General features: G+C 62.0%; 28 protein-coding genes, 1 other RNA gene and 3 pseudogenes. 12 read left to right on the forward strand and 20 right to left on the reverse strand.

Annotated features, from left to right (window positions below; all coding sequences use genetic code 11):
* Positions 1–10 precede the first annotated feature (10 nt).
* Positions 11–839 (forward strand): annotated as a pseudogene (locus X730_RS01000000164680) (NAD(P)H-binding protein).
* A 1-nt stretch (position 840) separates the two neighbouring features.
* Positions 841–1317 carry a DUF1772 domain-containing protein gene (locus X730_RS142620; protein WP_023827023.1) on the forward strand — a complete coding sequence of 159 codons (477 nt, stop codon included), beginning with the start codon at positions 841–843 and terminating at the stop codon, positions 1315–1317.
* A gap of 33 nt (positions 1318–1350) precedes the next feature.
* Here X730_RS142620 and X730_RS142615 read toward each other — a convergent pair whose 3' ends face one another.
* The 5 genes from X730_RS142615 to X730_RS142600 all read right to left on the reverse strand — a co-directional run bounded on the left by X730_RS142615 (position 1351) and on the right by X730_RS142600 (position 3791).
* Positions 1351–1662 (reverse strand): SelT/SelW/SelH family protein, encoded by a 312-nt coding sequence (locus X730_RS142615; RefSeq protein WP_023755551.1) that lies wholly within the window; start codon positions 1660–1662, stop codon positions 1351–1353.
* Complete coding sequence (locus tag X730_RS142610) at positions 1659–1976, reverse strand: hypothetical protein (protein ID WP_348528093.1); 318 nt, start codon at positions 1974–1976, stop codon at positions 1659–1661. The genes X730_RS142615 and X730_RS142610 overlap by 4 nt, the downstream gene beginning before the upstream one ends.
* Before the next feature lie 10 nt (positions 1977–1986).
* Complete coding sequence (locus X730_RS1000000167640) at positions 1987–2445, reverse strand: hypothetical protein (RefSeq protein WP_155922484.1); 459 nt, start codon at positions 2443–2445, stop codon at positions 1987–1989.
* Positions 2446–2538: 93 nt separating this feature from the next.
* The gene (locus X730_RS142605) at positions 2539–3288 is read right to left on the reverse strand and encodes a YebC/PmpR family DNA-binding transcriptional regulator (RefSeq protein ID WP_023728639.1); all 750 of its coding nucleotides are present in this window, start codon (positions 3286–3288) and stop codon (positions 2539–2541) included.
* 179 nt (positions 3289–3467) lie between these two features.
* Positions 3468–3791 carry a helix-turn-helix domain-containing protein gene (locus X730_RS142600; protein ID WP_023827024.1) on the reverse strand — a complete coding sequence of 108 codons (324 nt, stop codon included), beginning with the start codon at positions 3789–3791 and terminating at the stop codon, positions 3468–3470.
* A 51-nt stretch (positions 3792–3842) separates the two neighbouring features.
* Between X730_RS142600 and X730_RS142595 the strand changes: the two genes are divergently transcribed.
* The 3 genes and pseudogenes from X730_RS142595 to X730_RS01000000164685 all read left to right on the forward strand — a co-directional run bounded on the left by X730_RS142595 (position 3843) and on the right by X730_RS01000000164685 (position 5217).
* Positions 3843–4325, forward strand: a complete 483-nt coding sequence (locus X730_RS142595; protein WP_023827025.1) for an SRPBCC domain-containing protein — start codon at positions 3843–3845, stop codon at positions 4323–4325.
* A 20-nt stretch (positions 4326–4345) separates the two neighbouring features.
* Entirely contained in the window at positions 4346–4708 is a 363-nt protein-coding gene (locus tag X730_RS142590; RefSeq protein ID WP_023827026.1) for a glyoxalase/bleomycin resistance/dioxygenase family protein, read from the forward strand.
* Between the two features lie 27 nt (positions 4709–4735).
* Positions 4736–5217, forward strand: a pseudogene (locus X730_RS01000000164685) (SRPBCC family protein).
* 21 nt (positions 5218–5238) lie between these two features.
* Here the strand turns inward: X730_RS01000000164685 and X730_RS142585 are convergent.
* The 5 genes from X730_RS142585 to ssrS all read right to left on the reverse strand — a co-directional run bounded on the left by X730_RS142585 (position 5239) and on the right by ssrS (position 8388).
* Positions 5239–6000 (reverse strand): TerC family protein, encoded by a 762-nt coding sequence (locus X730_RS142585; protein ID WP_023827027.1) that lies wholly within the window; start codon positions 5998–6000, stop codon positions 5239–5241.
* A 70-nt stretch (positions 6001–6070) separates the two neighbouring features.
* On the reverse strand, positions 6071–6895 hold the full coding sequence (locus tag X730_RS142580) for a YmdB family metallophosphoesterase (RefSeq protein ID WP_023827028.1): 825 nt from the start codon (positions 6893–6895) through the stop codon (positions 6071–6073).
* Between the two features lie 56 nt (positions 6896–6951).
* Entirely contained in the window at positions 6952–7473 is a 522-nt protein-coding gene (locus X730_RS142575) for a DUF3592 domain-containing protein (protein WP_196814838.1), read from the reverse strand.
* Between the two features lie 82 nt (positions 7474–7555).
* Positions 7556–8140, reverse strand: coding sequence for a 5-formyltetrahydrofolate cyclo-ligase (locus X730_RS142570; protein ID WP_023684148.1), 585 nt, complete (start codon positions 8138–8140; stop codon positions 7556–7558).
* Positions 8141–8232: 92 nt separating this feature from the next.
* Positions 8233–8388: non-coding RNA, 6S RNA (ssrS, locus tag X730_RS1000000166525), on the reverse strand.
* A gap of 149 nt (positions 8389–8537) precedes the next feature.
* Between ssrS and X730_RS142565 the strand changes: the two genes are divergently transcribed.
* Complete coding sequence (locus X730_RS142565; RefSeq protein WP_023684147.1) at positions 8538–9377, forward strand: MoxR family ATPase; 840 nt, start codon at positions 8538–8540, stop codon at positions 9375–9377.
* Between the two features lie 41 nt (positions 9378–9418).
* Here the strand turns inward: X730_RS142565 and X730_RS142560 are convergent, their stop codons facing one another.
* Complete coding sequence (locus tag X730_RS142560; RefSeq protein WP_023822445.1) at positions 9419–10957, reverse strand: MFS transporter; 1539 nt, start codon at positions 10955–10957, stop codon at positions 9419–9421.
* A gap of 142 nt (positions 10958–11099) precedes the next feature.
* Here X730_RS142560 and X730_RS142555 point away from each other — a divergent pair, with 142 nt between their 5' ends.
* The 6 genes from X730_RS142555 to msrB all read left to right on the forward strand — a co-directional run bounded on the left by X730_RS142555 (position 11100) and on the right by msrB (position 15283).
* On the forward strand, positions 11100–11963 hold the full coding sequence (locus tag X730_RS142555) for a LysR family transcriptional regulator (RefSeq protein WP_023737887.1): 864 nt from the start codon (positions 11100–11102) through the stop codon (positions 11961–11963).
* A 58-nt stretch (positions 11964–12021) separates the two neighbouring features.
* Positions 12022–12468 carry a GNAT family N-acetyltransferase gene (locus tag X730_RS142550; protein ID WP_023726162.1) on the forward strand — a complete coding sequence of 149 codons (447 nt, stop codon included), beginning with the start codon at positions 12022–12024 and terminating at the stop codon, positions 12466–12468.
* A 35-nt stretch (positions 12469–12503) separates the two neighbouring features.
* Positions 12504–12764 carry a type II toxin-antitoxin system HicB family antitoxin gene (locus X730_RS0134240; RefSeq protein WP_050485875.1) on the forward strand — a complete coding sequence of 87 codons (261 nt, stop codon included), beginning with the start codon at positions 12504–12506 and terminating at the stop codon, positions 12762–12764.
* A gap of 9 nt (positions 12765–12773) precedes the next feature.
* Positions 12774–13964 (forward strand): VWA domain-containing protein, encoded by a 1191-nt coding sequence (locus tag X730_RS142545; RefSeq protein ID WP_023822444.1) that lies wholly within the window; start codon positions 12774–12776, stop codon positions 13962–13964.
* Between the two features lie 16 nt (positions 13965–13980).
* Complete coding sequence (locus tag X730_RS142540; protein ID WP_023726160.1) at positions 13981–14778, forward strand: hypothetical protein; 798 nt, start codon at positions 13981–13983, stop codon at positions 14776–14778.
* A 100-nt stretch (positions 14779–14878) separates the two neighbouring features.
* Positions 14879–15283, forward strand: coding sequence for a peptide-methionine (R)-S-oxide reductase MsrB (gene msrB, locus X730_RS142535; protein WP_023688927.1), 405 nt, complete (start codon positions 14879–14881; stop codon positions 15281–15283).
* 62 nt (positions 15284–15345) lie between these two features.
* On the opposite strand, the gene X730_RS142530 is transcribed toward msrB, so the two are convergent.
* The 9 genes and pseudogenes from X730_RS142530 to livM form a co-directional block, all read right to left on the reverse strand.
* A complete protein-coding gene (locus X730_RS142530; RefSeq protein ID WP_031196451.1) occupies positions 15346–15657 on the reverse strand; it encodes a hypothetical protein in 312 nt (103 codons plus the stop codon).
* Between the two features lie 7 nt (positions 15658–15664).
* A complete protein-coding gene (locus X730_RS142525; RefSeq protein ID WP_023694568.1) occupies positions 15665–16105 on the reverse strand; it encodes a hypothetical protein in 441 nt (146 codons plus the stop codon).
* A gap of 93 nt (positions 16106–16198) precedes the next feature.
* Positions 16199–16459: a DUF2312 domain-containing protein gene (locus X730_RS142520; RefSeq protein WP_023668722.1), complete on the reverse strand. Its 261-nt coding sequence runs from the start codon at positions 16457–16459 to the stop codon at positions 16199–16201.
* 150 nt (positions 16460–16609) lie between these two features.
* The gene (gene pyc, locus X730_RS142515) at positions 16610–20068 is read right to left on the reverse strand and encodes a pyruvate carboxylase (protein WP_023827030.1); all 3459 of its coding nucleotides are present in this window, start codon (positions 20066–20068) and stop codon (positions 16610–16612) included.
* Between the two features lie 282 nt (positions 20069–20350).
* Entirely contained in the window at positions 20351–21472 is a 1122-nt protein-coding gene (locus tag X730_RS142510; RefSeq protein ID WP_023668720.1) for a branched-chain amino acid ABC transporter substrate-binding protein, read from the reverse strand.
* 137 nt (positions 21473–21609) lie between these two features.
* Positions 21610–21957 carry a DUF6867 family protein gene (locus tag X730_RS142505; protein WP_023668719.1) on the reverse strand — a complete coding sequence of 116 codons (348 nt, stop codon included), beginning with the start codon at positions 21955–21957 and terminating at the stop codon, positions 21610–21612.
* Between the two features lie 112 nt (positions 21958–22069).
* A complete protein-coding gene (locus X730_RS142500) occupies positions 22070–22798 on the reverse strand; it encodes an ABC transporter ATP-binding protein (protein WP_023668718.1) in 729 nt (242 codons plus the stop codon).
* Positions 22799–22917: 119 nt separating this feature from the next.
* Positions 22918–23925 (reverse strand): annotated as a pseudogene (locus X730_RS142495) (ABC transporter ATP-binding protein); the annotation flags it as partial.
* Positions 23925–25520, reverse strand: coding sequence for a high-affinity branched-chain amino acid ABC transporter permease LivM (livM, locus tag X730_RS142490; protein ID WP_023827031.1), 1596 nt, complete (start codon positions 25518–25520; stop codon positions 23925–23927). The pseudogene X730_RS142495 and the gene livM, both read right to left, overlap by 1 nt.
* Between the last annotated feature and the right edge of the window lie 2 nt (positions 25521–25522).

Below are 25522 nucleotides of genomic sequence, written 5' to 3' on the forward strand. Positions count from 1 at the left end.
GAAAACCACCATGACCGACACCAAACCAGTCCTGATCCTCGGTGGCACTGGCAAGACCGGCCGTCGCCTCGCCGAGCGGCTGACCTCACAGGGCATTCCCGTGCGCATCGGCTCGCGTTCCGGCAGCCCCCGCTTCGACTGGGAGGTTCCGGAGACCTGGGAGCCTGCCATGCAGGGCGTGGGCGCCGTCTACATCAGTTACTATCCCGACATCGCCGTGCCGGGCGCCGCCGAGACCGTCGGCGCCTTCGCCAGGCTTGCGGTGGCAAATGGCGTCACCCGCATGGGTGCTGCTCTCCGGCCGCGGCGAGACCGAAGCCCAGCGCGCCGAAGAGATGGTCAAAGCCTCGGGCGCTGACTGGACGATCCTGCGTTGCGCCTGGTTTTCGCAGAATTTCAGCGAAGGTTTTCTCGTCGAGTCCCTGCTGCAAGGCGAAGTGGCCTTGCCTGTCGGCCCTGTTGGCGAGCCCTTCGTCGATGCCGACGACATCGCCGATGCTGCCTTCGTTGCGCTGACCGAACCGGGTCATGTCGGCCAGCTCTATGAGTTGACCGGGCCGCGGCTGCTAAGCTTCGCCGACGCGGTTGCCGAGATCGCCAAGGCGACCGGCCGCGACATCCGCTATATCAAGATCTCGCATGACGAATTCACCGCCGCGACGGCGGCATACGAACTGCCGCCCGAAATCGCCTGGCTGCTCAACGAGCTGTTCACCGAAGTGCTTGACGGCAGCAACGAGACGCTGACCGACGGCGTCCAGCGTGTGCTCGGCCGCGCGCCGAAAGACTTTTCCGCCTACGCAAATGAAACCGCTGCAACCGGCATCTGGAGCAACTGAGATGATCAAGCTTCTTCCCACCCTCACCATCATCGCCGCCATCGGCTCGGGCGTCGTCGGCGGCGTGTTCTTCGCCTTTTCCAACTTTATCATGGCGGCGCTTGCCCGGCTGCCGGTCCCCCAAGGCATCGCAGCGATGAATTCGATCAACATCACGGTGATCACGCCCACCTTCATGACGGCGCTGTTCGGCACCGGCCTGCTCTGTCTGGTGCTTATCGCCGCCGTTCTCATGGGGTGGAGCCAGTCCGGCTCATACTGGCTGCTTGCCGGCGCCGTGATCTATTTGATCGGCAACCCGATCGTGACCATGGTCTTCAATGTGCCGCTCAACGATGCGCTCGCCGCCGTCGACCCGGCCAGCGCCAATGGCGCAGCCGTGTGGGAGAACCATCTGAACCAATGGGTGATGTGGAACCACGTCCGCACCATCACCGCCATCGTGTCGATGGCCTGTTTCATCTTCGCATTGCTATGAAAAATGGCACTTCGCAAACGCAAGGACCTCGCCTCAAGAGGGGTCGTTTTGCGTGTGACCCTTGCGGTCGGAATGGCCTAGATCGCGGTCCGGATCGATGACGTCGCGCACCAGCTGCTTGAGCTTGGCTGCATCGGGAAAGCCGCCGTCGCGCTTGCGGTCCCAGACCAGCACATCGTTGCAGGAAACGGTGAAGATGCCGCCTGTGCCCGGCACCAGCGTCACTTCACCGAGATCCGTGCCGAAGGTGGATAGCAGTTCCTGCGCCATCCAGCCGGCCCGCAGCAGCCACTGGCACTGCGTGCAATAGGTGATGACGATCCGAGGTTTATCAGGGAGGCTCATTCATGTGTCTCGCGGGTGCGAACGGTTGTGCCGGCAACCCGATCATGGATCGGCTCATTGCCCAACGCTATCGTTATTCCGATCCAGACCTTCCAGACCAAAGACAAGCCGATCGCGACCAAGGCGGGCACGAATTCCAACCAGGCATTGCTCGGCGCAGGTCGCGGAAAGCTCCCCCAGGTCTGAAAGGCAAACCATGCCCCTGTCAGTACGACGGGGAAAGTGCCGAGAAACTTGATCACCTGTCGACGAAACGCCTTTCGCAAGGGCAAGCCTCTTCTCTGCCATTCATTCTCGTCATAAACGACGAGCACCAAAGCCCGCTTACCGACTGATCGGCCCGAGGCCATCTCCATAAGAAGAAGATAGATCGCCAGAGCGGGTACTTGGAGGGAAACTCAGATCCAACGCCGTAGGTCGAAAATTCCCCTTCGAATTAAGATCGATTGAAACCGTCTCGGGCTTCGCAGACTGGGTTTCCTTCGCAGTGCCAACTGCCCAATCGGCTACTGGAAAGCCGAAGAGAGACGACTTGCACACCTGCCAATCGTACCGTCCAAGCGACGGACCGCCGTGCACCTTGGCCGAGCTGCATATTCTTAGGAAGAGCCAGAAGTGACCTTTCACCGCACCGTCGGTCAGCGCGAACAAGCCAGCCACCAGAAAATAGAGAGGTATCAGCACGACAAGGTAGTCGATAAACGAAGCAAGGAACCGACGCCAGAAGCCACCGCGGCGAGGCCAAGCCATCGCACCGGCAAGTGGAATCCCTTCGCCGGTCATCTCCCCTCCCGTCGATCACTGACTGATCTATACGTTGGGTGGGGAGTCCTTGGCTACGGCCTTCGCCTACACTTCCGTGTGACGGTCAGAAACTCATGCCGCGCTGAGCTTGGCCATGGTCTCGTCGTCGACCTCGAAATTGGCGTAGACGCTCTGCACGTCGTCATCGTCCTCGAGCGTTGCCACCAGTTTCATCAGCGATTGCGCCCGCTCTTCGTCGACCGGGACATTGTTCTGCGGCTGCCAGATCGGCTTCACCGATTCGGCCTCGCCAAGCGAGGCTTCCAGCGCCTTAGACACTTCGCCCATACTCTCGAACGCACAGTAGATGGTGTGGCCTTCCTCGTCGGACTCGACGTCATCGGCGCCGGCCTCGATCGCCGCGTCCATCACCTTGTCGGCGCTGCCGGCGGAGGCCGGATAGTAAATCTCGCCGGCGCGGTTCCACATGAACGACACCGAGCCGGTTTCACCAAGCGCACCGCCGGCTTTGGTGAAGGCGGCGCGCACATTCGAGGCCGAGCGGTTGCGGTTGTCGGTCAGCGCCTCGACGATCAGCGCCACGCCGCCCGGGCCGTAACCCTCATAGCGCACCGCTTCGTAGCTTTCGGCATCGCCCATCGAAGCCTTGTTGATGGCGCGCTGGATGTTGTCCTTCGGCATAGACACCGCCTTGGCGTTCTGGATGGCCAGGCGCAGGCGCGGGTTCATCGATGGGTCGGGCGTCCCGCTCTTGGCGGCGACGGTGATTTCGCGCGCCAGCTTGGAAAACATTTTCGACCGCACCGCGTCCTGGCGGCCCTTGCGGTGCATGATGTTCTTGAACTGTGAATGGCCAGCCATGGCACCCCTGTCGTCTTCGGCTAGAGCATCCCGAAGCGAGGTGGTCTCACCTCGTCTCCCGGATACTCGAATTCAAATTTTCAGAGCCGTCCAAGGTGCAACGCGATGGATGCACGGCGTTCTCTGTCGGAATGGCCGGCTTATAGATAAATCGGCTCAATTCGTCCAGCCGCGCCGGTTCAGCCCTCCAGACCGGATTTCAGCCGGTCGATAATGCTGAGCGCATGGCCGGCATACTGGCTGATCCAGCGGTCGTGGATGTGCTTGATCGGCATCGCGTTGAGATGGTTCCAGCGCTCGCGCCCTTCGCGCTTTGCCACCACCAGTTCGGCTTCTTCCAGCACCTTGAGATGCAGCATGACGGTGCAGCGATCGATGTCGGGAAACGCCTCGCACAACATGCCGGTCGTCTGCGGCGCATCCTTCAGCCGATCCAGCAATTCGCGACGGCGCGGATGCGCCAACGCCTTGAAAACGTGATCGTCTGCGGTTTGGCTTGACATGTTATGTTTCTATAACATATCGTCGAGCCAATCAAGGAAGGAGCTGTGGATATGTCTCTTGGATTCAGAGTTTCCGGGCGCATCGGCAAACCGGTCGCCGAAGTCTTCGACGCCGTCGTCAATCCCAAAAAGCTGAGTGGCTATTTCACCACCATCGGCGGCGCCAGCGCCCCGCTGGAAGCCGGCATCGGTGTCGTCTGGTGGGGAAAAGTGCCGGTCGAGGTCGATGAAGTGGTCAAGGACAGCCGCATCGTGCTGCGCTGGGATGCCACAGATGCCGACGACAGGCCGGCCTACAAGACACGCATCGAGATGAACTTCGAGCCGCTGGACGATGGCGGCACCCTTGTGACCATTGCTGAATCCGGCTGGCCGGAAGGCGTGGTCGGCCTGCAGAAATCCTACCTCAATTGCGAGGGCTGGTCGCAGATGCTGGCTTGCATGAAGGCCTATGTCGAATACGGCATCAACCTGCGCGACGGCTACTACCGCGGCGAGATGAGGGGCGAGCCGGCCAACGAGACAAACAGATGAACCGCGCAACGGAGCCCGCAATGACCGCGAAGATCACCGGTGGCATCAACATCGCCATGAAGGTGCCGCCGCACCAGTACGAGGCGACGATCGCCTTCTATCGTGATGTCGTCGGCTTGAAGCCATTCACCGCCAAGACGCCAGCCATCGGCTTCGAGCTTGGCCCAAACCGTCTGTGGATCGACGAGGCGCCGATGCTGAGCCAGGCCGAAGTCTGGCTTGAGCTTTTCACCGACGATTCTGCAGCCATTGCGGATCATCTCGCCAAGGCCGGCGTCGTCCGTTGCGACGCGGTCGAGCCCCTGGGCGAAGGCTTTCGCGGCTTCTGGATCGCCAACCCGACCAGCATCGTTCACATGGTGCGCGAGCCTGACGCCTGGTGAGCGCAAACCGGACAAGAAGGAGCATCGATGGAAATTCACAAAACGCCGACTGCCGAAGCCGGCATGCTGATTAAGCGGCCGGTCGACGAGGTCTTCGAGGCGATCGTCAACCCGGCCATCACCACGAAATTCTTGTTTACCCACAGTAGCGGCCGGCTGGATAGCGGCAAAGAGGTTCGCTGGGAGTGGCGCATGTACGGCGCCTCGGCGATGGTCAATGTCAGCGAGATCGTCGAGAACAAGAAGATCGTCATGCAATGGAGCGATCCACCGACCACTGTGGTCTGGACATTCACGGAGATGCCCGGCGCCGAAACGCCTGACGGTGCGACCTTTCTTGAGGTCAGCAATTTCGGCTTCGCCGGCACCGCCGACGAGCAGGTCAAGCAAGCGATCGGCTCGACCGACGGCTTCGCACTGGTGTTGGCTGGTGCCAAAGCATGGCTGAACAGGGCCTGTCGCTTGGCCTGATCGGCGACCGTTATCCGAAGGGCGTGCCGGGGCGCTAGGATCGCCCCGATCGCCCAGCCTCAATGCCCACCGCTGGATTTCTTCCTTCGCCGCGCCAGCATGTTGAGGCCCTCGACCAGGGCGGAAAAGCCCATCGCGGCGTAGATGTAGCCCTTCGGCACATGATAGCCCATGCCGTCGGCGATCAGCGTCATGCCGATCATCAGCAGGAAGCCCAGCGCCAGCATGACGATGCTCGGGTTCTTGGCGATGAAGTTGGCCAGCGGCCCGGCCGCCAGCATCATCACGCTCACCGCCACGATCACGGCGATGTACATGATGGCAATCTCGTCGGTCATGCCGACGGCGGTGATGATCGAATCGATCGAAAAGACGAGATCGAGCAGCAGGATCTGGAAGATGGCGCCGGCAAGCGAGATCTGCAGCGTCTCGCCCATCATCGTATCCTTGTGGTCGTCGGGATCGACGGTGTGGTGGATTTCCTTGGTCGCCTTCCAGACCAGGAACAGGCCGCCGGCAATCAGGATCAGGTCGCGCCAGGAAAAGCCATGGCCGAACGCTGTGAACACCGGCGTCGTCAGCTGCACGATGATGGAGATGGTTGCGAGCAGCACCAGCCGCATGATCAGCGCCGCCGAGATGCCGAGACGCCGGGCGCGGGCGCGCTGCGCTTCCGGCAATTTGTTGGTCAGGATCGAGATGAAGATCAGATTATCGATGCCGAGCACGACCTCGAGCACGATCAGCGTCAGCAACGCGACCCACGCGGTTGGATCGGAAACGAATTGAAAATGCGGCGCCAGGAAGTCAACGAGCTGCATGGAGGTCGTCCCCTCTACGATCTAGAGCAGTTTCGTCGCCAGTTAGGTACTATATTCCACCATATCAATGTCACGACCAGAAGGATGGCGCGGTTTCTTCAAGCCGAGGCCCGCGGCGAAACGGCGCGATCTTTTCGGCCAGGCCCGTCCGGTCGGAAATGTCGACGCCGACGCCGCACAATGTCGCCGGTCCGGTCGCCGCCTCGAAGCGGCCTTTCGGCACTTTCGACAGGAAGCGGTTGAGCGGCTCTTCCTTGTCCATGCCGAGCGAGGAATCATAGTCGCCGCACATGCCGGCATCGGACATGTAGCCGGTGCCGCCGTTGAGGATCTGGTGGTCGGCCGTCGGCTGGTGCGTATGGGTGCCGATGACGAGGCTGGCGCGGCCGTCGACGAAATGCGCGAAGCACATTTTCTCCGAGGTCGCTTCGGCATGGAAGTCGATGACCACGGCATCGGCCTGCTCGCCCAGCGGACAGGCGGCCAGCTCGCGCTCCCCAGCCTGGAACGGATCGTCGAGCTCGGGATGCATGAACACCCGGCCCATGATGTTGGCGACCAGCACGCGCGCGCCGTTTTTGGCGATATAGACGCCGGAACCGCGCCCCGGCGTTCCCTTGGGGAAGTTGGACGGGCGCAAAAAGCGCTCCTCGCGCGGCGCGAAGATCAGTGCGTCGCGCTGGTCCCAGACATGGTTGCCGGTGGTGACGACATCGGCACCGGCGGCGATGGTGTCGCGAAAAATGTCTTCGGTGATGCCGAAGCCGCCGGCGGCGTTCTCGCCATTGACGATGACGAAGTCGAGTTTGAAATCCGAGATCAGGCCGGGCAGTTGTTCCCACACCGCCGTACGTCCCGATTTGCCCACCATGTCGCCGAGGAAGAGAAGTCTCATGCCCACTTCTATCCAGAGGCACGGACGCTAGGCAAGCGCTACCCGGGCGATTGGCGCTAACGCCGGCCGAAAGTCTGCTGTTGAGGCGGCTTGGCGCTCGCGCCCGCAACGCGAACTGCCGAAGGCATCATCGGTGACGCCGGCGGTGCGGTGCGTCCGCGCAGCCAGAAGAACCACACGTAAAAAACAGTGAACCCACCAGTAGCGGCCAGGAGCAACAGTCCGCCGCGCCAGCCCTTCATCGCCGCGGTATCGAGGATCGATGGATTGGCAGGGTTGTAATACAACTTCACCGCGTCGCCTTTGGACGCCGTGTAGAGGCCGATGTCCTTTCCCTTGCCGGACCACGTCATCGGTGCATCGTTCGCGACATAGGTGACAGCGACGTTGATGCCTTTCGTGGTGAGGCCATTACCCTGGGCTTCGCTGTAGGAACTGACATCCGTCACTGTGGCAACCGTCTGATGCCAGGCGAACTGGTGGTGCAGGGCCGTTCCGGAAATGTGCAATGCCATCGCGAACAGCGTCACCGCTATGAGGACGAACGGCATCAGCAGGAAGCGTGCGAAGACAAACATGATGGCCGCCATCGGCTCGGACTGTGTTGCCGGAATACTATCCGGCACGTCTTGGAAACGCGTTAAGCGGGATCGCGGTCTTTTAAGCGATATCGAAGCGGCGCAAACCGCTCTCGGTCAGTATTTCCGGGATGATGACGTCGTGCGCCTCATCCGGCACCAGACCCACCTCCTGGCAATTGAAAGCAATGCCGATCAGTCGTGGCGGCTGGCCCTTGTCGATCAGCCTGGCGATGGCGCGGTCGTAATAGCCGGCGCCATACCCGATGCGATGACCGCGGCTGTCGAAGGCCGCGAGCGGCACCAGCATCACCGCGGGATCGAGAACCTCGGCCTCCGCATGCGGACCGACCGTGCCAAAACCCATCTCGACCATCGGCGCGCCGCGCACCAGTTCGCGAAAGACGATGGTGGTCTTGTCGAGGATGGCCGGCAGGCAAAGCCTGGCCCCCTTCTCGCGCAAGGCGAACATCAGTGGCCTGATGTCGACCTCCGATCGCATCGGCCAGAAAGCTGAAACGATCTGACCCGGCTCGATGGCGAGGTGGTCGCGCGCCGTCTCGGCCATCTCAAGCGCGATCTCCACCCGCCACAGCGGATCGAGCGCATCGCGGCGGCCGAGTGCCTCGAGGCGCAGCTGCTTTTTCAGGGCTTTGGGAGATGTCATCCGCGGACGATAGAAAAGGTCGGATCTGGGTGACGTTTCATGAGCGACGTTTTCTACCACATCATCCGCCAAACTGGGCGGATACAGGTAAGTGACGATCCACACAACCGGTGGAGAGAGCGATCCCGGGAACCTACAAAGTAGGTGGGCGCCGTATGAGAAAACCCACGGGTCTTCCCAGGGACAGCTCCCTAAGGATCGTTAAGGCCCCGGGGAAAATGTTCTCCTGCCGGGAAGCGCAGACCGCCAAGCCCAATATAGGCGGCTGGTCGGTCAAGCGCTAGTGACATGAGCCGATGTTTCCATTTCGATCTCACACGCTTTGGTCGCAGCCGGCTCGCCCTTGCACAGGTCAAGCAGCGTCCTTACGCTCGCGCTGACCAACCGAGGAGCAAGTATGCGTTTCGAAGGCACGGCGGCCTATGTCGCCGACAAGGATCTGATGGTGGCGGTGAACGCCGCGATCGCGCTGGAGCGGCCATTGCTGGTCAAGGGCGAGCCGGGCACCGGCAAGACCGAGCTTGCCCGCCAGGTGGCATCGGCGCTCGGCCTCGACCTGATCGAATGGCACGTCAAGTCGACCACCCGTGCGCAGCAGGGACTGTATGAATATGATGCCGTCTCGCGGCTGCGCGACAGCCAGCTCGGCGATGCCAGGTTCAACGACATCAAAAACTACATCAAGCGCGGCAAGCTCTGGCACGCCTTCGCGGCCGGTAAGAAGGTCGTGCTGTTGATCGACGAGATCGACAAGGCCGACATCGAATTCCCCAACGACCTGCTGCAGGAACTCGATCGGATGGAGTTCTTCGTCTACGAAACCGGCGAAACGATCCGCGCCGCTGTGCGCCCCATCGTCATCATCACTTCCAACAATGAGAAGGAACTGCCCGACGCCTTCCTGCGCCGGTGCTTCTTCCACTACATCCGCTTTCCCGATGTCGACACGCTGCACAAAATCGTCGACGTGCACTATCCCGGCATAAAGCAGAATTTGGTGCGTGCTGCCCTGACCCAGTTCTACGAGATCCGCGATGTGCAGGGGTTGAAGAAGAAGCCGTCGACCTCCGAGGCGCTCGACTGGATCCGCCTGCTGGTCGCCGACGACATCGCACCCGAGGATCTGCGCGCCGACCCCAAGAACGCGCTGCCGAAACTGCACGGCGCGCTGCTCAAGAACGAGCAGGACGTGCATCTGTTTGAGCGCCTTGCTTTCATGGCCAGGCGGCAGGGGTGAGGATCGAGGGTTGGCTGACAGCTACGGGCGGCTTTGGCCGCTTACTCCGCGGGAGCAAACCCTCTCTCCTGCGGCGCGACGCGCTTCGGCCCGAAGATGGCGAAGCCGATGACCGACAGGGCGAGAACGCCGATCCCGCAATAGAGCATGACCCAGCCGAAACCGTTGACCAGGGCGGCATGCACGATGGCGCCGGATGGGTCGAGGGCTGCGAGCTTCGGCGTCCCCTGCGCAAGGCCCTCCAGATTGCCGGTGGCGACCCTTTCCGCCAGTGCCCGCAACTCATCCGGCTCCAAAGCCGCGCCGAGTGTGGCCCGCAGGTGGGAAACGATACCTTGCGTCAGCAGCAGGCCGAGCACCGCGATGTTGATAGCGAGCGTGATCAGGCGTGCGCTGATGTCGATGCCGGACGCCATGCCGGCACGATCCGGCGATACCGCGCCGGTCGTGGTATTGGTGGTCGGCGAATTGGTGAGACCGATGCCAATGCCGGCAATCAGCGTGCCCGGCAGCATGGTCAGCCAGGTGGCGCCCTCGAGCCTGGAGCCGATCCACATGGCGATGAAACCGATCCCTAGCGTCAGCAGACCGAGCGGGATGGCAATTCGTGCCTGATAGCGCGCGCGAATGCGCTCGGCGATCGGCGGCATCACCATGAAGGGCAGCGTGTAGACGAGCAATAGCAGGCCGGTCGTCGTGCTGTCGTAGCCGAGAACGCCGGAATAATAGATCGGCAGATAGATGATGAACGGCCAGTAGCTGAAATTCATGCCGATGGCGCCCATGATCGCGCCGGAAAACTGGCGGATGCGGAACACGGAGAAATCGAACATCGGATAGGGATTGACCCTCTCGGCGACAAGGAAAGCGATGAACGCAGCCACGGAGGCTGATATCACGCCGATGCGGGCGCTGGTCCCGAGATCCGCACCCTGCGTAATCAGATAGGAGAAGCCGAACACCGCCGCCGACAGCGTCAGCATGCCGGCCCAGTCGAGCTTCTGGGCGTTGTGATCGCGCGATTGCGTGACACCGGCGCCGATAAAGGCGAGCGCCAGGAGCGCCAGCGGCACGTGGATGAGGAACACCCACTGCCAGTTCGACAGCGCCACGATCAGGCCGCCAATGGCGGGACCGAAACCAAGCCCGATGCCTGAGACGACGCTCCAGGCAACAAAAGCCTTGCCGCGTTCACGGCCATCCTGGAACTGATGCGACAGCACGGCGACGCTGCAGGTCAGCATCGCGCCGCCGGCGAGACCTTGCAGGAAGCGGGCGGCGATCAGCAGCGCCGCACTCGGCGCCAGGCCGCACAGCAGCGAGGCGAGGCCGAAGGCGACGGTGGTGATCACCATCACGCTCTTGCGGCCGAAACGGTCGGCCAATGTCCCTGTCGCCATCAGCACCGTGGTGCAGGCAATGGTGTAGGCGTTCATGATCCATTGCAAATCCCTGAAATTGGCGGCGAGCACGCTTTCCAGTTTCGGCAGGATCACCGGCACGCTGGAGATTTCGAGCCCGAACAGCAGCGACGCCAGGCACACGCCGGTGAGCGCTATGGTGTTTCGTTGAATTGGCATATCGATCTCTTTTCATCCGAGCATGAGGCGCTCTTCAAACCGCGACCGGTTTGAGATAGAGGAGACTCGACCATGAAAAAAGGCTATGCTCGGCTATATCAGAAATGACAAAACGGAATGATTGGCCCAATGGAGTGCTGCGATGACCAGTCTTGATGTGGACGCCGTACGAACCTTTGTGATGGTGGCCGATCTGCAGAGCTTCACCCAGGCGGCCACGGCGCTGGGCAGCACCCAGGCGACAATCAGCGTCAAGCTGCGCCGTCTTGAGGAAAAGCTCGGCGCGCGATTGATTGAAAGAACGCCGCGCCGCGTCAGCCTGTCGGCACGAGGCGCCGTCTTCCTCCCCGCCGCGCGCGACTTCCTTGCCGCGCACGAGCGCGCCATGGCGGAGTTTGCGTCAGCACCGTGCCGGCTTGCGCTCGGCTTTGTCGATCATGCCGCCGGTCCGGCGCTGTCCATTCTGATTGCCCAGCTCCATGCGCACGATCCATCGCTGACGCTCAGTTTGAGGATCGATACCAGCACGGTGCTCAAGGAAGCTTTCGATCACGGCGAGCTCGATGCAGTCATCGTGCACCGCGAAGGCGACAGCCGTCCTGGCCGGACCTTGTCGCGCAACCACTATGGCTGGTTCGCAGCACCTTCCTTCGAGTGGCAGCGCGGAACGCCGTTGCGCCTCGCGCTCTTAAGCACCGTGTGCAACTGTCCGGATCGTGTGCGGGCGGTCGAGGCGCTGGACAAAGCAGGCATCGCCTGGGAGGAGGCCTTCGTCGGCGGCGGCGGCGCGGCCGTCAACATTGCGATATCGGCTGGCTTTGCCGTTTCGGCGCTGGCTCACTGCGTCGCTCCGCCCGGCCTGATCGAGGTTGGCCGCAAACTTGGTCTTCCATCGCTTGACCCTTCCGAAGTGGTGCTGCATTCGCACAATCTGGCGCCGCGCGCGCGTGACGCGCTGCAGATGCTGGCGACCGCATTTCGCGAGTACAATTCGCCGGTGGATTAGGCGATGGTGTTTCCGATCTGATTCCGCCGGAATCCGATAAGGCTTTGGAGGAACCGAAATGACCGAGATCACCGTCCGCCCGCTGGCGCTGGCCGACCATGCCGACTGGCGGCGGCTGTGGACTGCCTACCTCACCTTCTACGAGACCAAGCTGCCGGACGAGGTCTACGACATCACCTGGGAACGACTGTTCACGGAAGGTGAATTCGAACCGAAGGGGTTTATCGCCACGCTCGACGGCAAGGCGGTCGGCCTGACCCATTATCTCTATCACCGCTCCGGCTGGTCGGAGAAAAACAACTGCTACCTGCAGGACCTGTTCGCCGACCCTGATGTGCGCGGCAAGGGCATCGGTGCGGCCCTCATTGAAGCGGTCAAGCAGGAAGCCGGCAAGATCGGCGTCAAGAACGTCTATTGGATGACCCACGAAACCAACGCCACAGCGCGCAAGCTCTACGACCATGTCGCGCGGCGGACAGGGTTTATCGAGTATGATCTGCTATGATGCGAGCGCGATCGAAATAACGCGGAAGGAGCCGAATGATCCGCTATGTCGGAATCCTGGATGGCAGTGACGGCGTTTGGGGAGTGCGGATGCCCGATCTCGCCGGCTGCCACGGGGCCGGCGCAAACCCGGCTGAAGCGATAGCCGATGCCGCGTCGGCTATGCGGGAATGGGCGGAAGCCCGCATCGCAAAGCACTTGCCCATGCCCAACCCACGTACTGTGGCAAATCTTCTGCAATCCGGCGAAATCGACAGTGCCCGTGGCGACTCCGCCGTGACCGTTCGGCATAGATAACGGCCAACCATGTTCCTCCCCTTCTTCCTCGAACTGAAGGCCGCGCGGATTCCCGTTTCGCTCAGGGAATATCTGTCGCTGCTGGAAGGTCTGGAAGCCGGGCTGGTCGACTATGACGTCCAGGGTTTTTACTACCTCGCCCGCGCCGCGCTTGTGAAGGACGAGCGCCATATCGACCGCTTCGACCAGGTGTTTGCGCATGTCTTCAAGGGGATCGAGGCGCTCACCGGCCCCGATGCCGTCGGTGTCGCCAACATCCCTGAGGAATGGCTGCGCCGGCTCGCCGAAAAGCACCTGACCGAGGAAGAGAAGAAACTGATCGAGGCGCTCGGCGGTTTCGACAAGCTGATGGAGACACTGAAGCAGCGGCTGGAGGAGCAGAAAGGCCGCCACCAGGGCGGCTCGAAATGGATCGGCACCGGCGGCACTTCGCCTTTCGGCGCCTATGGCTACAATCCCGAAGGCGTGCGCATCGGCCAGCATGAAAGCCGCAATCGCCGTGCGGTGAAAGTCTGGGACAAGCGCGAGTTCAAAAACTTCGACGACGCCGTCGAGCTCGGCACCCGCAACATCAAGGTGGCGCTGAAGCGCCTGCGTCGCTGGGTGCGCGAGGGTGCGGAGGAAGAGTTCGACCTGCCCGGCACCATCCATGCCACCGCCGAGCACGGCTATCTCGATGTGCAGACGCGCCCCGAACGGCGCAACGCCGTGAAGCTCTTGATGTTCTTCGATGTCGGCGGCTCGATGGACGACCACATCAAAAGCGTCGAGGAGCTGTTTTCGGCCGCCCGCGCCGAATTCCGCCAGCTCGAATATTTTTACTTCCACAACTGCCTTTACGAGGGCGTCTGGAAGGACAACCGGCGCAGGCATGCCGAGACCATCCCGACCTTCGATCTGCTTCACAAATACGGCCCCGACTACAAGGTGATCGTCGTCGGCGATGCCTCGATGAGCCCTTACGAGATCGCGCATCCCGGCGGTTCGGTCGAGCATTGGAACCCGGAAGCCGGCAGTGTCTGGCTTGACCGCCTCATCCAGCAATGGCCGAATGCGGTCTGGCTGAACCCCGAAAATCAGAAAAACTGGGGCTTCACCCATTCGATCGCGATGATCCGCGATCTCTTCGGCGGCCGCATGTTCCCACTGACGCTGGCCGGGTTGGAAGCCGCGACGAAGCAGCTCTCACGCAAGCGTTGATATGAGAGGAAAACCGATGACCTGCTTTCTTTGCCCGCAATGCGGCGTCCAGTTCGCGGCAACGCAGACCCCTCCAGAAAATTGCCCGATCTGCGAGGACGAGCGGCAATATGTGCGCTGGGAAGGCCAGGCCTGGACCACTGGGGAAGAACTCTCTGCCGGGCATAGGCTTGTGATGAAGGACGATGCCGGCGTTCTCGCTTTCGGCATCGAGCCGCGCTTTGCTATCGGCCAGCGGGCGCTGCTGGCGCAGACGCCGCACGGCAATGTGCTGTGGGATTGCATCTCGATGGTGAGCGACGAGGCGGTAGCCGAAATCAACCGTCGCGGCGGCCTGGCCGCGATCGCCATTTCGCACTGCCACTATTATTCGGTGATGGTCGAGTGGAGCGAGGCGTTTGGCGGCGTGCCGATCTATCTCCATGCCGACGACCGCCAGTGGATCATGCGGCCGCACAACGCCATCGTCAGCTGGGCGGGCGAGACGCTGGCCATAAACCCGTCGCTGACACTCGTGCGTTGCGGTGGCCATTTTGCCGGCGGCCAGGTGCTGCATTGGAAACGCGATGACGGTAACGCCCTGCTGTCCGGCGACATATTGCAGGTGACGCCGACGCGTCGCCATGTCAGCTTCATGTACAGCTATCCGAACTACATTCCGCTCAATGCGCCGGCCGTGCGACGCATCGCGGCGGCGCTTGAGCCTTTCGAATTCGACGACATCTACGGCGCGTGGTGGCAGCAGAACATCATCGGCGGCGCAGGAACGGCATTTCATGCGTCGATCGCCCGCTATCTTCAGGCGATTGGGTAGGAGCTCGGCTGAAAATGCGAGCAAAACACGTAACAAACGCCTATCTCTAAGCGAATATAGCTTGCAACCAACAACAAGCCGCCAAGGCTGAGGAGATCAAATGGACACCCACACCTACCCTGTCACCCGCACCGACGCCGAATGGCGCGCCCGCCTGACGCCCGAGCAATATGCGGTCATGCGCGGCCATGGCACCGAACGGCCCGGAAGCTGCGCCCTGCTCTACGAAAAGCGCGCCGGCACCTTTTCCTGCGTCGGCTGCGACCAGCCGCTGTTCGAATCCAAGCTCAAGTTCGAGAGCGGCACCGGCTGGCCGAGCTTCAATGATCCGGTGCCCGGTTCGGTCGAAAACACCGTCGACCGCAGCTACGGCATGGTCCGCACCGAATGCCACTGCGCCCGCTGCGGCAGCCATCTCGGCCATGTCTTCGAGGACGGCCCGCCGCCGACCGGCCTGCGCTATTGCATCAACGGCGTGGCGCTGAAATTCGAGCCGACGGCTTAAACCGCGGCTTGACCACCATCTTCAAAGGGCGGCTTCGGCCGCCCTTTTTCGTGTCAATCTTCTCAGACAACCACCACCAGGATCAGCCAAAGCGTAGCCCCGAGCGTCATCAACGAAGCCTTGGCGCCACTGGATTTTTCCGTGGTTCGCCAGACGGCAAAGGTCAGAAAGATGTTGTAGGGCACGGGCGCGAAATGCACCGCCAGGACGACGGCGAGCGGCAGCTTCAAGCCGAGCAGAATGAGCGCGGCCACCGACGAGGTGATGTTGATCGCCGTGCCGACAAGGACTAGATCGCGCCAGAACAACCGCTCGACCGGAACCGCGCCTTGCCAGCGCGAGCCGAAGAAGGATCCGATGCTTTGCACCAACACCTAATAGCTATCCCTCTCTCAGCACGTCGGTGACGGCGCGCTCGAAGCGCGAGCATTCCGTCACCAGCCAGTCGGCCATGGCCGGCCAGTTGTCCTCGGCATAGCAGTTCACCCGCCACATCGAATTGATGCCGAGGGCCTCGCAGCTCTGCTCCGGCCTGAGCTTCAGCCTGTCTTCGATTGCCGGTTGGAACGGCTTCAGCCGCGACCAGACCCCGGTCGCGCCGAACTTCTCGTTACGGCCGAAAAAGACGCCAACTTGGCTTTGCGCCGGCGCGACATACATGGACAGGACCAGAGCGAAGTCGGGCAGCCCGCGCTGCCAGAACCAGGGTCCGCGCCGCGCCATGGAAGCGCGTTCCTCCGGATGCCGTTCGGCGAACAGCGCCCAGAAGCTGCGTTGGCGGAATTCAGAGGCGCGGCGGGCGCCGAAGTCGAATTCGCTCATGGTTCGATGCCCGTTCCAGCATCATTCCTTGGCCCGAGACTGTTTCGAAATTCGCTCCGGCGATATCAACCGGAGTAGAATTTCCACACAGCCTTACACCATGCCGAGCGCGGCCTTGTAGAGATCGAGGATGGTTTCCTCTTCCTGGCGCTCGGCCTGGTCCTTCTTGCGCAGCCGGATGATCGACCGCATCGCCTTGGTGTCGAAGCCGGTGCCCTTGGCCTCGGCGAACACTTCCTTGATGTCGTCGGCGATGGTCTTCTTTTCTTCCTCGAGCCGCTCGATGCGCTCGATGAAGGCGCGCAACTGGCCGGCGGCAACAGTCTGGCTGGTATCTGTGATGTCGTCGGCCATGTTTTTTCTCCGCTACTTTTTAACCACCGCGATTCTGGCGCGGTAAATTGGGAGCGGGTTCGATGCCCGAGCAGGCGCGGCGGGTCAAGCCATTATCGGCGCTTCGTGAACGGCTGCTGCCAGCCGTCCCCAGTGTGATGGATCCGCGCGTCAGCCAAACGCGATCAACAGATCCTTCGCATCGATCTGATCGCCGGCCTTGACCAGCACTTCGGCCACTGTGCCGTCGCGCTCGGCATGCAGGGCCGTCTCCATCTTCATGGCTTCGATCGACAACAGCACGTCGCCGGCCTTGACCGCTTGGCCGGCGGCAACCGAAAGGGCGGAGACCACGCCCGGCATCGGCGCGCCGACATGCGCCTCGTTGCCGGGCTCGGCCTTGCGCCGAGCCTTGGCCGCCGAGGCGCCATGCGCCCTGTCCGGCACCCGGACACGGCGCGGCTGGCCGTTGAGCTCGAAGAACACGGTGACCATGCCCTTCTCATCGACGTCGCCGATCGCAAGGCAGCGCACCACAAGCGTCTTGCCTTTTTCGATGTCCAGGAAGATCTCGTCTTCGGACTTCATGCCGTAGAAATAGGTCGGCGTTGGCAGCACACTGACCGGCCCGTAGGTTTCCTGCGCGGCGGCGAAGTCGGTAAACACTTTCGGATACATCAGCCAGGAGGCGAATTCGTACTCCGAGAGCTTGCGCTCCAGCTTCTGCTCGATCTCCTTGCGGCTGGCCTTGAGGTCGGCTGGCTTGAGCAGCGAGCCCGGCCGCACGGTGATCGGCTTGCTTTCCTTCAGTGCCTTCTTCTGCAGCTTCGCAGGCCAGCCGCCGGGCGACTGGCCGAGATCGCCGCGCAGCATCGAGACGACCGAGTCCGGGAAGGCGATGTCCTTGGCCGGGTTTTCGACGTCGGCAACGGTCAGATCCTGGCTCACCATCATCAGCGCCATGTCGCCGACCACCTTGGACGACGGCGTCACCTTGACGATGTCACCGAACATCAAATTGACGTCGTGATAGGCTTGTGCCACCTCGTGCCAACGCGTTTCCAGCCCGAGCGAACGCGCCTGCTCCTTGAGGTTGGTGAACTGGCCGCCCGGCATTTCGTGCAGATAGACTTCCGAGGCTGGCCCCTTGAGATCGCTTTCGAAGGCCGCATACTGGTTGCGCACCGCTTCCCAGTAGAAGGAGATGTTGCGGATCCATTGCGGATCGAGGCCGGGATCGCGCTCGGTTCCCTTCAGCGCCTCGACGATCGAGCCCAGGCAAGGCTGCGAGGTGTTGCCGGAGAAGGAATCCATCGCCGCGTCGATGGCGTCGACGCCACTTTCCACGCCGGCCAGCACCGTCGCCGCCGACAGGCCTGACGTGTCGTGGGTGTGGAAATGGATCGGCAGGTCGGTCGCCTCGCGCAGCGCCTTGAACAGCACGCGGGCGGCAGCCGGCTTCAAAAGCCCGGCCATGTCCTTGACGGCGATGATATGGGCGCCGGCGGCCTGCAATTCCTTCGCCAGCCCGACATAGTACTTAAGGTCGTATTTGGCGCGCGCCGGATCGAGGATGTCGCCGGTGTAGCAGATCGCCGCTTCGACCAGCTTGCCCTCGGCGCCCACCGCGTCCATGGCGACACGCATGTTCTCGACCCAGTTCAGGCAGTCGAAGACGCGGAACAGGTCGACGCCGCCGGCCGCCGCCTGGCTGACGAAATGTTGCACCACATTGTCGGGATAGTTGGTGTAGCCGACGCCGTTGGCGCCGCGCAGAAGCATCTGCAGCAAAAGGTTGGGGGCCGCTTCGCGCACTTTGCTCAGCCGCTCCCACGGATCCTCGGTCAGGAAGCGCATGGCGACGTCGAAAGTGGCGCCGCCCCAGCATTCCAGCGACAGCAGCCGCGGCAGCGCCCGCGCATAGGTGCCGGCAATGCCGGCAATGTCATGCGTACGCATGCGGGTGGCGAGCAGCGACTGGTGGCCGTCGCGCATCGTCGTGTCGGTGACCAGCACCTCTTTTTGCTCACGCATCCAGGCAGCGAATTTCTCCGGCCCCAGCGTGTCGAGCTTCTGCTTGCTGCCATCAGGCACATTGCCGTTGAGATAGGGCACGACGGGCGCTGCCGCATCGGCCTTGGGCATCGGACGGCCGCGGGTTTCGGGATGGCCGTTGACGCTGACGTCGGCCAGATAGTTGAGCAGCTTGGTGGCTCGATCCTGCCGCTTCACCTGCGCGAACAGCTCCGGCGTCGTGTCGATGAACCTGGTCGTGTAGGAATTGTCGGCGAAGCGCGGGTGGTTGATGATTGCCTCGAGGAAGGTGAGGTTGGTCGCCACGCCGCGGATGCGGAACTCGCGCAAGGCCCGGTTCATGCGGGCGATCGCCTCGGCCGGTGTCGGGGCCCAGGCAGTCACCTTCTCCAGCAGCGGATCGTAGAAGCGGGTGATGACCGCGCCCGAATAGGCGGTGCCGCCGTCGAGGCGGATGCCGAAACCGGCGGCTTCGCGATAAGCGGTGATGCGGCCGTAGTCCGGAATGAAACTATGCTCCGGATCCTCGGTCGTTATGCGGCACTGCAGCGCGTGACCGTTCAACCTGATATCGGCCTGCGCCGGCACGCCCGACTCTTTCGTGCCGATGGCAAAGCCGTCCAGTATGTGGATCTGCGCCTTGACGATGTCGATGCCGGTCACCTGCTCGGTGACGGTGTGCTCGACCTGGATGCGCGGATTGACCTCGATGAAGTAGAATTTGCCGGTGTCGGCGTCCTGCAGGAATTCCACCGTACCGGCGCCGATATAGCTGGTCTCGCGCGCGATCTTGAGCGCATAGCCGCAAAGCTCCTGGCGCAATGCCTCGCTGAGATAGGGCGCCGGCGCCCGTTCGACGACCTTCTGGTTGCGGCGCTGGATCGAGCAGTCGCGCTCGAACAGATGTACAGCGTTGCCATGCGTGTCGCCGAGCACCTGGACCTCGACATGGCGAGCGCGCTCGATCAGCTTTTCGAGATAGACCTCGTCCTTGCCGAAGGCGGCCTTGGCCTCGCGCTTGCCTTCCATCACCTCGCGGGCGAGGTCGGCTTCCGCGCGGATGGCGCGCATGCCGCGCCCGCCGCCGCCCCATGATGCCTTGAGCATCACCGGATAGCCGACTGTCTTGGCGAGCTGCTTGACTGCTTCCATGTCGTCCGGCAGCGGTTCGGTTGCCGGCACCACCGGCACGCCAACCTCGATGGCCAGATTGCGCGCGGCGACCTTGTTGCCGAGCCGGCGCATCGTGTCGGGCTTCGGTCCGATGAAGGTGATGCCGGCCTCGGCGCAGGCATCTGCGAATTCAGGGCTTTCCGACAGGAGGCCATAGCCCGGGTGGATGGCGTCGGCGCCGGACAGCCTGGCGACCCGGATCACTTCCTCGATCGACAGATAGCTTTCGATCGGCCCCATGTCCCTGGCCAGATGCGGCCCGCGCCCGACCTGGTAGCTTTCATCGGCCTTGAACCGATGAAGTGAATATTTGTCCTCCTCGGCCCAGATCGCCACGGTTTTGAGGCCGAGCTCGTTTGCCGCGCGAAAGACGCGGATGGCAATTTCGGACCTGTTGGCGACGAGGATCTTCGTGATGGCCAAGGAAGGAGGCTCCGGACAGGGAGGGATGGGGCGGAGGCATGATTAACGCGAAAATGCTGCAGTGCAACCAAAATCGAGGAGAGATTAAACCGATTTAAATGCGATTCTAGCACCACGGCTCGAAAAGCTGCGTGCGATTGGCGCCGCGAGGTGACGCTAATTGTCGTGCCCGCACAAATTCGACCCCGGCTAACGGCTTGTCCAGCCACCCTCGCTGCCGCCCTGTCACCAACAAAAATGCCCGGCGCGAGCGCCGGGCATTCCATAGAGCTGCGTTTCGAATTACGACTTCGGGAACCAGGAGATCTTGCCGTCCGGACCCTTCTTCCATTCGTACATGATGTAGCCCGGGAGCTTCGGATCGCCCTTCGCGTCATAGGCGAGATCGCCCAGAACGGTCTTGAACGGGCCCTTCTCGTGCAGCGCCTTGGCCACTTCCACGGGGTCGTTCGACTTGGCCACGGCAGCAGCCTCGGCGATCACCTGCATGGCGGCGTAGGAGTAGAGAGTGTAGGCTTCCGGCTCGAAGCCCTGAGCGCGGAACTTCTCGACCAGTGCCTTGTTCTCGGGGATCAGGCGCGGATCGGGACCGAAGGTGTTGAGCGTGCCGATAACCGCATCGCCGGCGATCGCAGCCAGCTCGTCGGTGACGATGCCGTCGCCCGACATCAGGGTAGCCTTGAGGCCCTGGTCCGCCGACTGGCGGATGATCAGGCCGGCTTCGGTATGCAGGCCGCCCCAATAGATCAGGGTAACACCGGCGTCCTTCATCTTGGCAATCAGCGCCGAGAAGTCCTTGTCGCCGACATTGACGCCTTCGTACATGACTTCCGTCAGGCCGGCTGCGTTCATCGCCTTCTTGGTCTCGTCGGCAAGGCCCTGACCATAGGGGGTCTTGTCGTGGATGACGGCAACCTTGGCGTCCTTGAAGTTGGTCGCGATATAGCCGCCGGCGATGCCGCCCTGCTGGTCATCGCGTCCGCAGGTGCGGAACACGTTCCACAGGCCGCGCTCGGTGAATTTCGGGTTGGTCGCCGCAGGCGTCACTTCGACGATGTTGTTGTCGACGTAGACTTCCTGCGAAACCGGGATCGAGACGCCCGAGTTGAAGTGGCCGATCACGAATTTCACGCCGTCGCCGACGAACTTGTTGCCGACCGAAATGCCCTGCTTCGGATCCGAGACGTCGTCGCCGACTTCGAGCTTGATCTGCTCGCCGTTCATGCCGCCTGCTGCGTTGATGTCGGCAACGGCCGCTTCCGCACCCTTCTGCAGCTGCGCACCGAAGGCCGCATTCGGACCGGTGATCGGACCTGCGACGCCGACGATAACGTCAGCCCATGCATTGCCACCGAACGCGACAAGCGCGGTCAGGGCAACGGCGGACAAAAGTGATTTCTTCATTTAAACGCTCCCATTTACGAGGTGGGCGTGGATGAAACTTTCATGCGATGCCCACCCTTATCGCAGAAAGCGTACTTTGCCGATTTTCAGGCCCTTGTCACGCCGATTCATCCCCGGAACGGCGTTAATGATGAACGTCAACCTTTCGGTTTCCAGCTTAAGATCGAAGCCCGTTCGTAAAGCCAATTATACTGCGTCACCATCTGGTTCGTACGCGTGTATTGATAGCCGACAAACCCCAATATCATGAGCACGATTGTGTCCACGACATAGTATTGCAGCGAAAACATCGTGCCGCCGAACAAGGCATGATGGATGAACCTGATGCCGATGCCGAGACCCAGCAGATAGGCGAACAGCGCCGGCAGGCTGCGCCATGTCTGGGCGCTGGCCTTGCCGGTCATCCATGCCGCCCAGCCGCCGAGCAGACAGGTGACGAAGAAGAACTGCCAGATGGAAGGTTCCTCGTGAAGAATGCCTTGCATGATGAAGACTCCCTAGCATGATCCCGAAAAGTTGCAGACTTTTCGGACAAAGGTCATGCGACAAACAAACAAGTTGGAGCGGAATACCGTATGCATACATTCCGCTCCAAAATCAGTGATGGCCGCCTTCGAGATAGGCCGCCCGCACTTCCGGATTGGCGAGCAATTCCTTGCCTGTGCCGCTCATGGTCACGTTGCCGTTGACCATGACATAGCCGCGCGTGGCGAGCTTGAGCGCACCGAAGGCGTTCTGCTCGACCAGGAACACGGTCAGCCCTTGCGTGCGGTTCAGCTCGCGGATGGCATCGAAGATCTGCTTGACGATCAGCGGCGCCAGACCCAGCGACGGCTCGTCGAGCAACAGCAGCTTCGGCCGCGCCATCAGCGCACGTCCGATCGACAGCATCTGCTGCTCACCGCCCGACAGCGTGCCGCCGCGCTGGGCAATGCGCTCCTTGAGGCGCGGGAACAGCGCGAACACCTTCTCGGCATCTTCGTCATAGTGCTTGAGATTGTCGAGACCGGCGCCCATCTGCAGGTTTTCCATCACCGTCATGCGCGGGAAAATGCGCCTGCCTTCCGGCGACTGCGCAATGCGCATGCGGGCGATCTCGTGCGTCGGCATCTGGGTGATGTCGGTGCCGGCGAAAGTGATTGAGCCGGCACGAGCGCGCGGCGCACCGAAGATGGTCATCATCAGCGTCGACTTGCCGGCACCGTTCGCACCGATCAGCGCGACGATCTCGCCCTGGTTGACGTGGACATCGACGCCGTTCAGCGCCTTGATGTTGCCGTAGTAGGTCTCGACGCCCTTGATGTCGAGCAGCGTTGTCTCGGCCATCACTTACGCCCTCCGCGCGGCTTGCCTGTCGGGGATTTGGTGGCCGCCGGCTTGGACTTGGCTGTCAGACGCTCGGACGGTGCTCTTGGCGCGGAGTTGGCTCTTGTATCGTATTGGGTGGCTTTTGAAGCTCCCTTCGACACTGTGACCCGCTCGCCCTGGCTGTGGCCGATCGTGTCGCTTACCGGGCCGGCGAGATAGGAAGACGATGTGCCTGGTCCGTGAGCCGAATCCGGCCCGATGTCCAGCTGCTCGATGACGTCTTCATCGCCGACCTCGGTCAGCACCGTCTCGACCTCCTCGTCGTCGACGCCGAGATAAGCGGCGATGACGCGCGGGTCGGTACGCACCGATTGCGGGCTGCCGTCGGAAATCTTGCGGCCATATTCAAGCACCACGACATGGTCGGAAATCTGCATGACCACCGACATGTCATGTTCGATCAGCAGGATCGAGGTACTGCTCTTGATGTCCATCAGCAGCGAATTCAGCGCAGCCGACTCCTTCGGATTGAGACCGGCCGCAGGCTCGTCGAGGCACAGAAGTTCGGGCCCTGTGCACATGGCGCGCGCAATCTCGAGGCGCCGCTGCGCGCCATAGGGCAGGTCGCCGGCCGGATCGTCGGCGCGATCGACAAGGTCGGCCTTCTCCAGCCAGTGCTTGGCAAGCTCCACCGATTCAGCCGAGGCCCTGCGGTAGCCGCCGATCCCGAATAGGCCCAGGATCGTATAGCCGGATGCCTTCATCAGCTTGTTGTGCTGCGCAACCAGCAGATTCTCCAGCAGCGTCATGCCCGAGAACAGGCGGATGTTCTGGAAGGTGCGCGCCACCTTGGCGCGCGCCGGGATCTCATGATTGGGCAGCCGTTCGAGCAGGAAGCTCGAGCCGTCGGCCCGGTTGAGCGTAATCATGCCTTCCGACGGCTTGTAGAAGCCGGTGATGCAATTGAAGACGGTGGTCTTGCCGGCGCCATTGGGTCCGATCAGCGCGGTGATCTCGCCGCGCTTGGCCTGGAACGACAGGTCGCCGATGGCGATCAGGCCGCCGAACTTCATCGAAAGATGCTCGACCTGGAGGATGGCGTCTTTCATACCCGGATTGGTCTTCTGAATGGAGGTCGCGCTCATCAGCCGTGCCCTTCCTTGGTGAAGGAGGAGGAGACCGCTTTTCGTTCACTGAGGAAGGCCGTCGGTTCACGGCTGCCGACAAAGCCGCGCGGCTTCCACAGCATGACGATGACCATCGCCATGCCGAACAAAAGCATGCGGTAAAGCTCCGGGGTGAAATCTTTTCCGAAGACACTTTTCAGGAAATCGAGTTCGCGCAGCGCCTCGGTGCCGCCGATCATCACCAGCGCGGCGACCGCGATGCCGACCAGCGAGCCCATGCCGCCGAGCACCACGATGGCCAGGATGATCGCCGATTCCAGGAAGACGAAGGATTCAGGGCTGACGAAGCCTTGCCGTGCGGCGAAGAAGGCGCCGGCAAAACCGCCGAACATGGCGCCGGTGGCAAAGGCGGTGAGCTTGGTGGTGGTGGTGTTGATGCCAAGCGAGCGGCAGGCAATCTCGTCCTCGCGCAGCGCCTCCCAGGCGCGGCCGACAGGCATGCGCCTGAGCCTGATGGTGACGAAGGCGGTCAGCAGCGCCAGCCCGAGAATCAGATAGTAGAGGAAGATCTTGTAGTAGGCGCTCGACTGGGCAATGTGCAGCACCTTGCCGATGTAGTTCGGGTCCGTCGAATTGAACGTCATCAGGCCGAAGAAGGTGACCTTCGGGATGCCGGAGATGCCGGCCGAGCCGTTGGTGACTTCACGCCAGTTGATCAGCACCAGGCGGATGATCTCGCCGAAGGCCAGGGTCACGATCGCCAGGTAATCGCCACGAAGCCTGAGCACCGGAAAGCCGAGCATAACGCCCCAGAAGGCGGCCATGGCGCCGGCGGCCGGCAGCAGGATCCAGAACGACAGGCCGTATTGCGAGCCCAGCAACGCATAGGCATAGGCGCCGACCGCGTAAAAGGCGACGTAGCCGAGATCGAGCAGGCCGGCGAGGCCGACGACGATGTTCAGCCCCCAGGCCAGCATCACATAGATCAGGATCTGGATGCCGAAATTGTCGACCCACTTCAACGAGCCCTGCAGGCCGCCGGTTATCGACCACGCGTAGATCGACAGCACAACGACGACGAGGATCGGGTATAGCACCAGCGCCGCAATGCCGAGCTTGGTGAAATTGGCGTGGATGAAGGAGCGGAAATAGAAGATCACGCAAGCGAGCGCGTAAATGACGGCCAATGCGCGCAGGAACTGAAGGTAGCCGGCCAGATCGGGTCCCACCAACGCCGGCAGGGCGCTGCCGAACGCAACTAGGACAACCGCCAACACCACGGCGACGATGAAGGCCGGAAGCAGGAAGAAGCGCGACGCGACGCTCGCCGGCAACAGGCCGGTGGCGACATTGGTGATCTTCTGATTGGCCATGAACGGCAGGCCATAGGCAATGTAGAAGAAGCGGCCAAGCATGGTCAGCACGACCACGGTGATGAGCAGCAACCAGCGCTGCACCAGGATCAACTGGTTGCTGATGTTCTGGTCGGTCTTCAGGCCGATGAAGAGAATGAACAACCCCAGCGAGATGGCGCCGGCATAGAACGCTTCGCGCAATGCACGCTGCACGGGGGACGCGACGGTGTCGCGCTCCGAGGATACGGAAACCGCCATTG

The organism is Mesorhizobium sp. L103C131B0 (assembly GCF_000502275.1).
In the GTDB taxonomy this organism is placed as follows: domain Bacteria; phylum Pseudomonadota; class Alphaproteobacteria; order Rhizobiales; family Rhizobiaceae; genus Mesorhizobium.

Coding starts and splice junctions, on each gene's coding strand:
- X730_RS142620 (WP_023827023.1), top strand. CDS start 841: ATGATCAAGCTTCTTCCCACCCTCACCATCATCGCCGCCATCGGCTCG.
- X730_RS142615 (WP_023755551.1), bottom strand. CDS start 1,662: ATGAGCCTCCCTGATAAACCTCGGATCGTCATCACCTATTGCACGCAG.
- X730_RS1000000167640 (WP_155922484.1), bottom strand. CDS start 2,445: ATGACCGGCGAAGGGATTCCACTTGCCGGTGCGATGGCTTGGCCTCGC.
- X730_RS142605 (WP_023728639.1), bottom strand. CDS start 3,288: ATGGCTGGCCATTCACAGTTCAAGAACATCATGCACCGCAAGGGCCGC.
- X730_RS142600 (WP_023827024.1), bottom strand. CDS start 3,791: ATGTCAAGCCAAACCGCAGACGATCACGTTTTCAAGGCGTTGGCGCAT.
- X730_RS142595 (WP_023827025.1), top strand. CDS start 3,843: ATGTCTCTTGGATTCAGAGTTTCCGGGCGCATCGGCAAACCGGTCGCC.
- X730_RS142590 (WP_023827026.1), top strand. CDS start 4,346: ATGACCGCGAAGATCACCGGTGGCATCAACATCGCCATGAAGGTGCCG.
- X730_RS142585 (WP_023827027.1), bottom strand. CDS start 6,000: ATGCAGCTCGTTGACTTCCTGGCGCCGCATTTTCAATTCGTTTCCGAT.
- X730_RS142580 (WP_023827028.1), bottom strand. CDS start 6,895: ATGAGACTTCTCTTCCTCGGCGACATGGTGGGCAAATCGGGACGTACG.
- X730_RS142575 (WP_196814838.1), bottom strand. CDS start 7,473: ATGTTTGTCTTCGCACGCTTCCTGCTGATGCCGTTCGTCCTCATAGCG.
- X730_RS142570 (WP_023684148.1), bottom strand. CDS start 8,140: ATGACATCTCCCAAAGCCCTGAAAAAGCAGCTGCGCCTCGAGGCACTC.
- X730_RS142565 (WP_023684147.1), top strand. CDS start 8,538: ATGCGTTTCGAAGGCACGGCGGCCTATGTCGCCGACAAGGATCTGATG.
- X730_RS142560 (WP_023822445.1), bottom strand. CDS start 10,957: ATGCCAATTCAACGAAACACCATAGCGCTCACCGGCGTGTGCCTGGCG.
- X730_RS142555 (WP_023737887.1), top strand. CDS start 11,100: ATGACCAGTCTTGATGTGGACGCCGTACGAACCTTTGTGATGGTGGCC.
- X730_RS142550 (WP_023726162.1), top strand. CDS start 12,022: ATGACCGAGATCACCGTCCGCCCGCTGGCGCTGGCCGACCATGCCGAC.
- X730_RS0134240 (WP_050485875.1), top strand. CDS start 12,504: ATGATCCGCTATGTCGGAATCCTGGATGGCAGTGACGGCGTTTGGGGA.
- X730_RS142545 (WP_023822444.1), top strand. CDS start 12,774: ATGTTCCTCCCCTTCTTCCTCGAACTGAAGGCCGCGCGGATTCCCGTT.
- X730_RS142540 (WP_023726160.1), top strand. CDS start 13,981: ATGACCTGCTTTCTTTGCCCGCAATGCGGCGTCCAGTTCGCGGCAACG.
- msrB (WP_023688927.1), top strand. CDS start 14,879: ATGGACACCCACACCTACCCTGTCACCCGCACCGACGCCGAATGGCGC.
- X730_RS142525 (WP_023694568.1), bottom strand. CDS start 16,105: ATGAGCGAATTCGACTTCGGCGCCCGCCGCGCCTCTGAATTCCGCCAA.
- X730_RS142520 (WP_023668722.1), bottom strand. CDS start 16,459: ATGGCCGACGACATCACAGATACCAGCCAGACTGTTGCCGCCGGCCAG.
- X730_RS142510 (WP_023668720.1), bottom strand. CDS start 21,472: ATGAAGAAATCACTTTTGTCCGCCGTTGCCCTGACCGCGCTTGTCGCG.
- X730_RS142505 (WP_023668719.1), bottom strand. CDS start 21,957: ATGCAAGGCATTCTTCACGAGGAACCTTCCATCTGGCAGTTCTTCTTC.
- X730_RS142500 (WP_023668718.1), bottom strand. CDS start 22,798: ATGGCCGAGACAACGCTGCTCGACATCAAGGGCGTCGAGACCTACTAC.
- livM (WP_023827031.1), bottom strand. CDS start 25,520: ATGGCGGTTTCCGTATCCTCGGAGCGCGACACCGTCGCGTCCCCCGTG.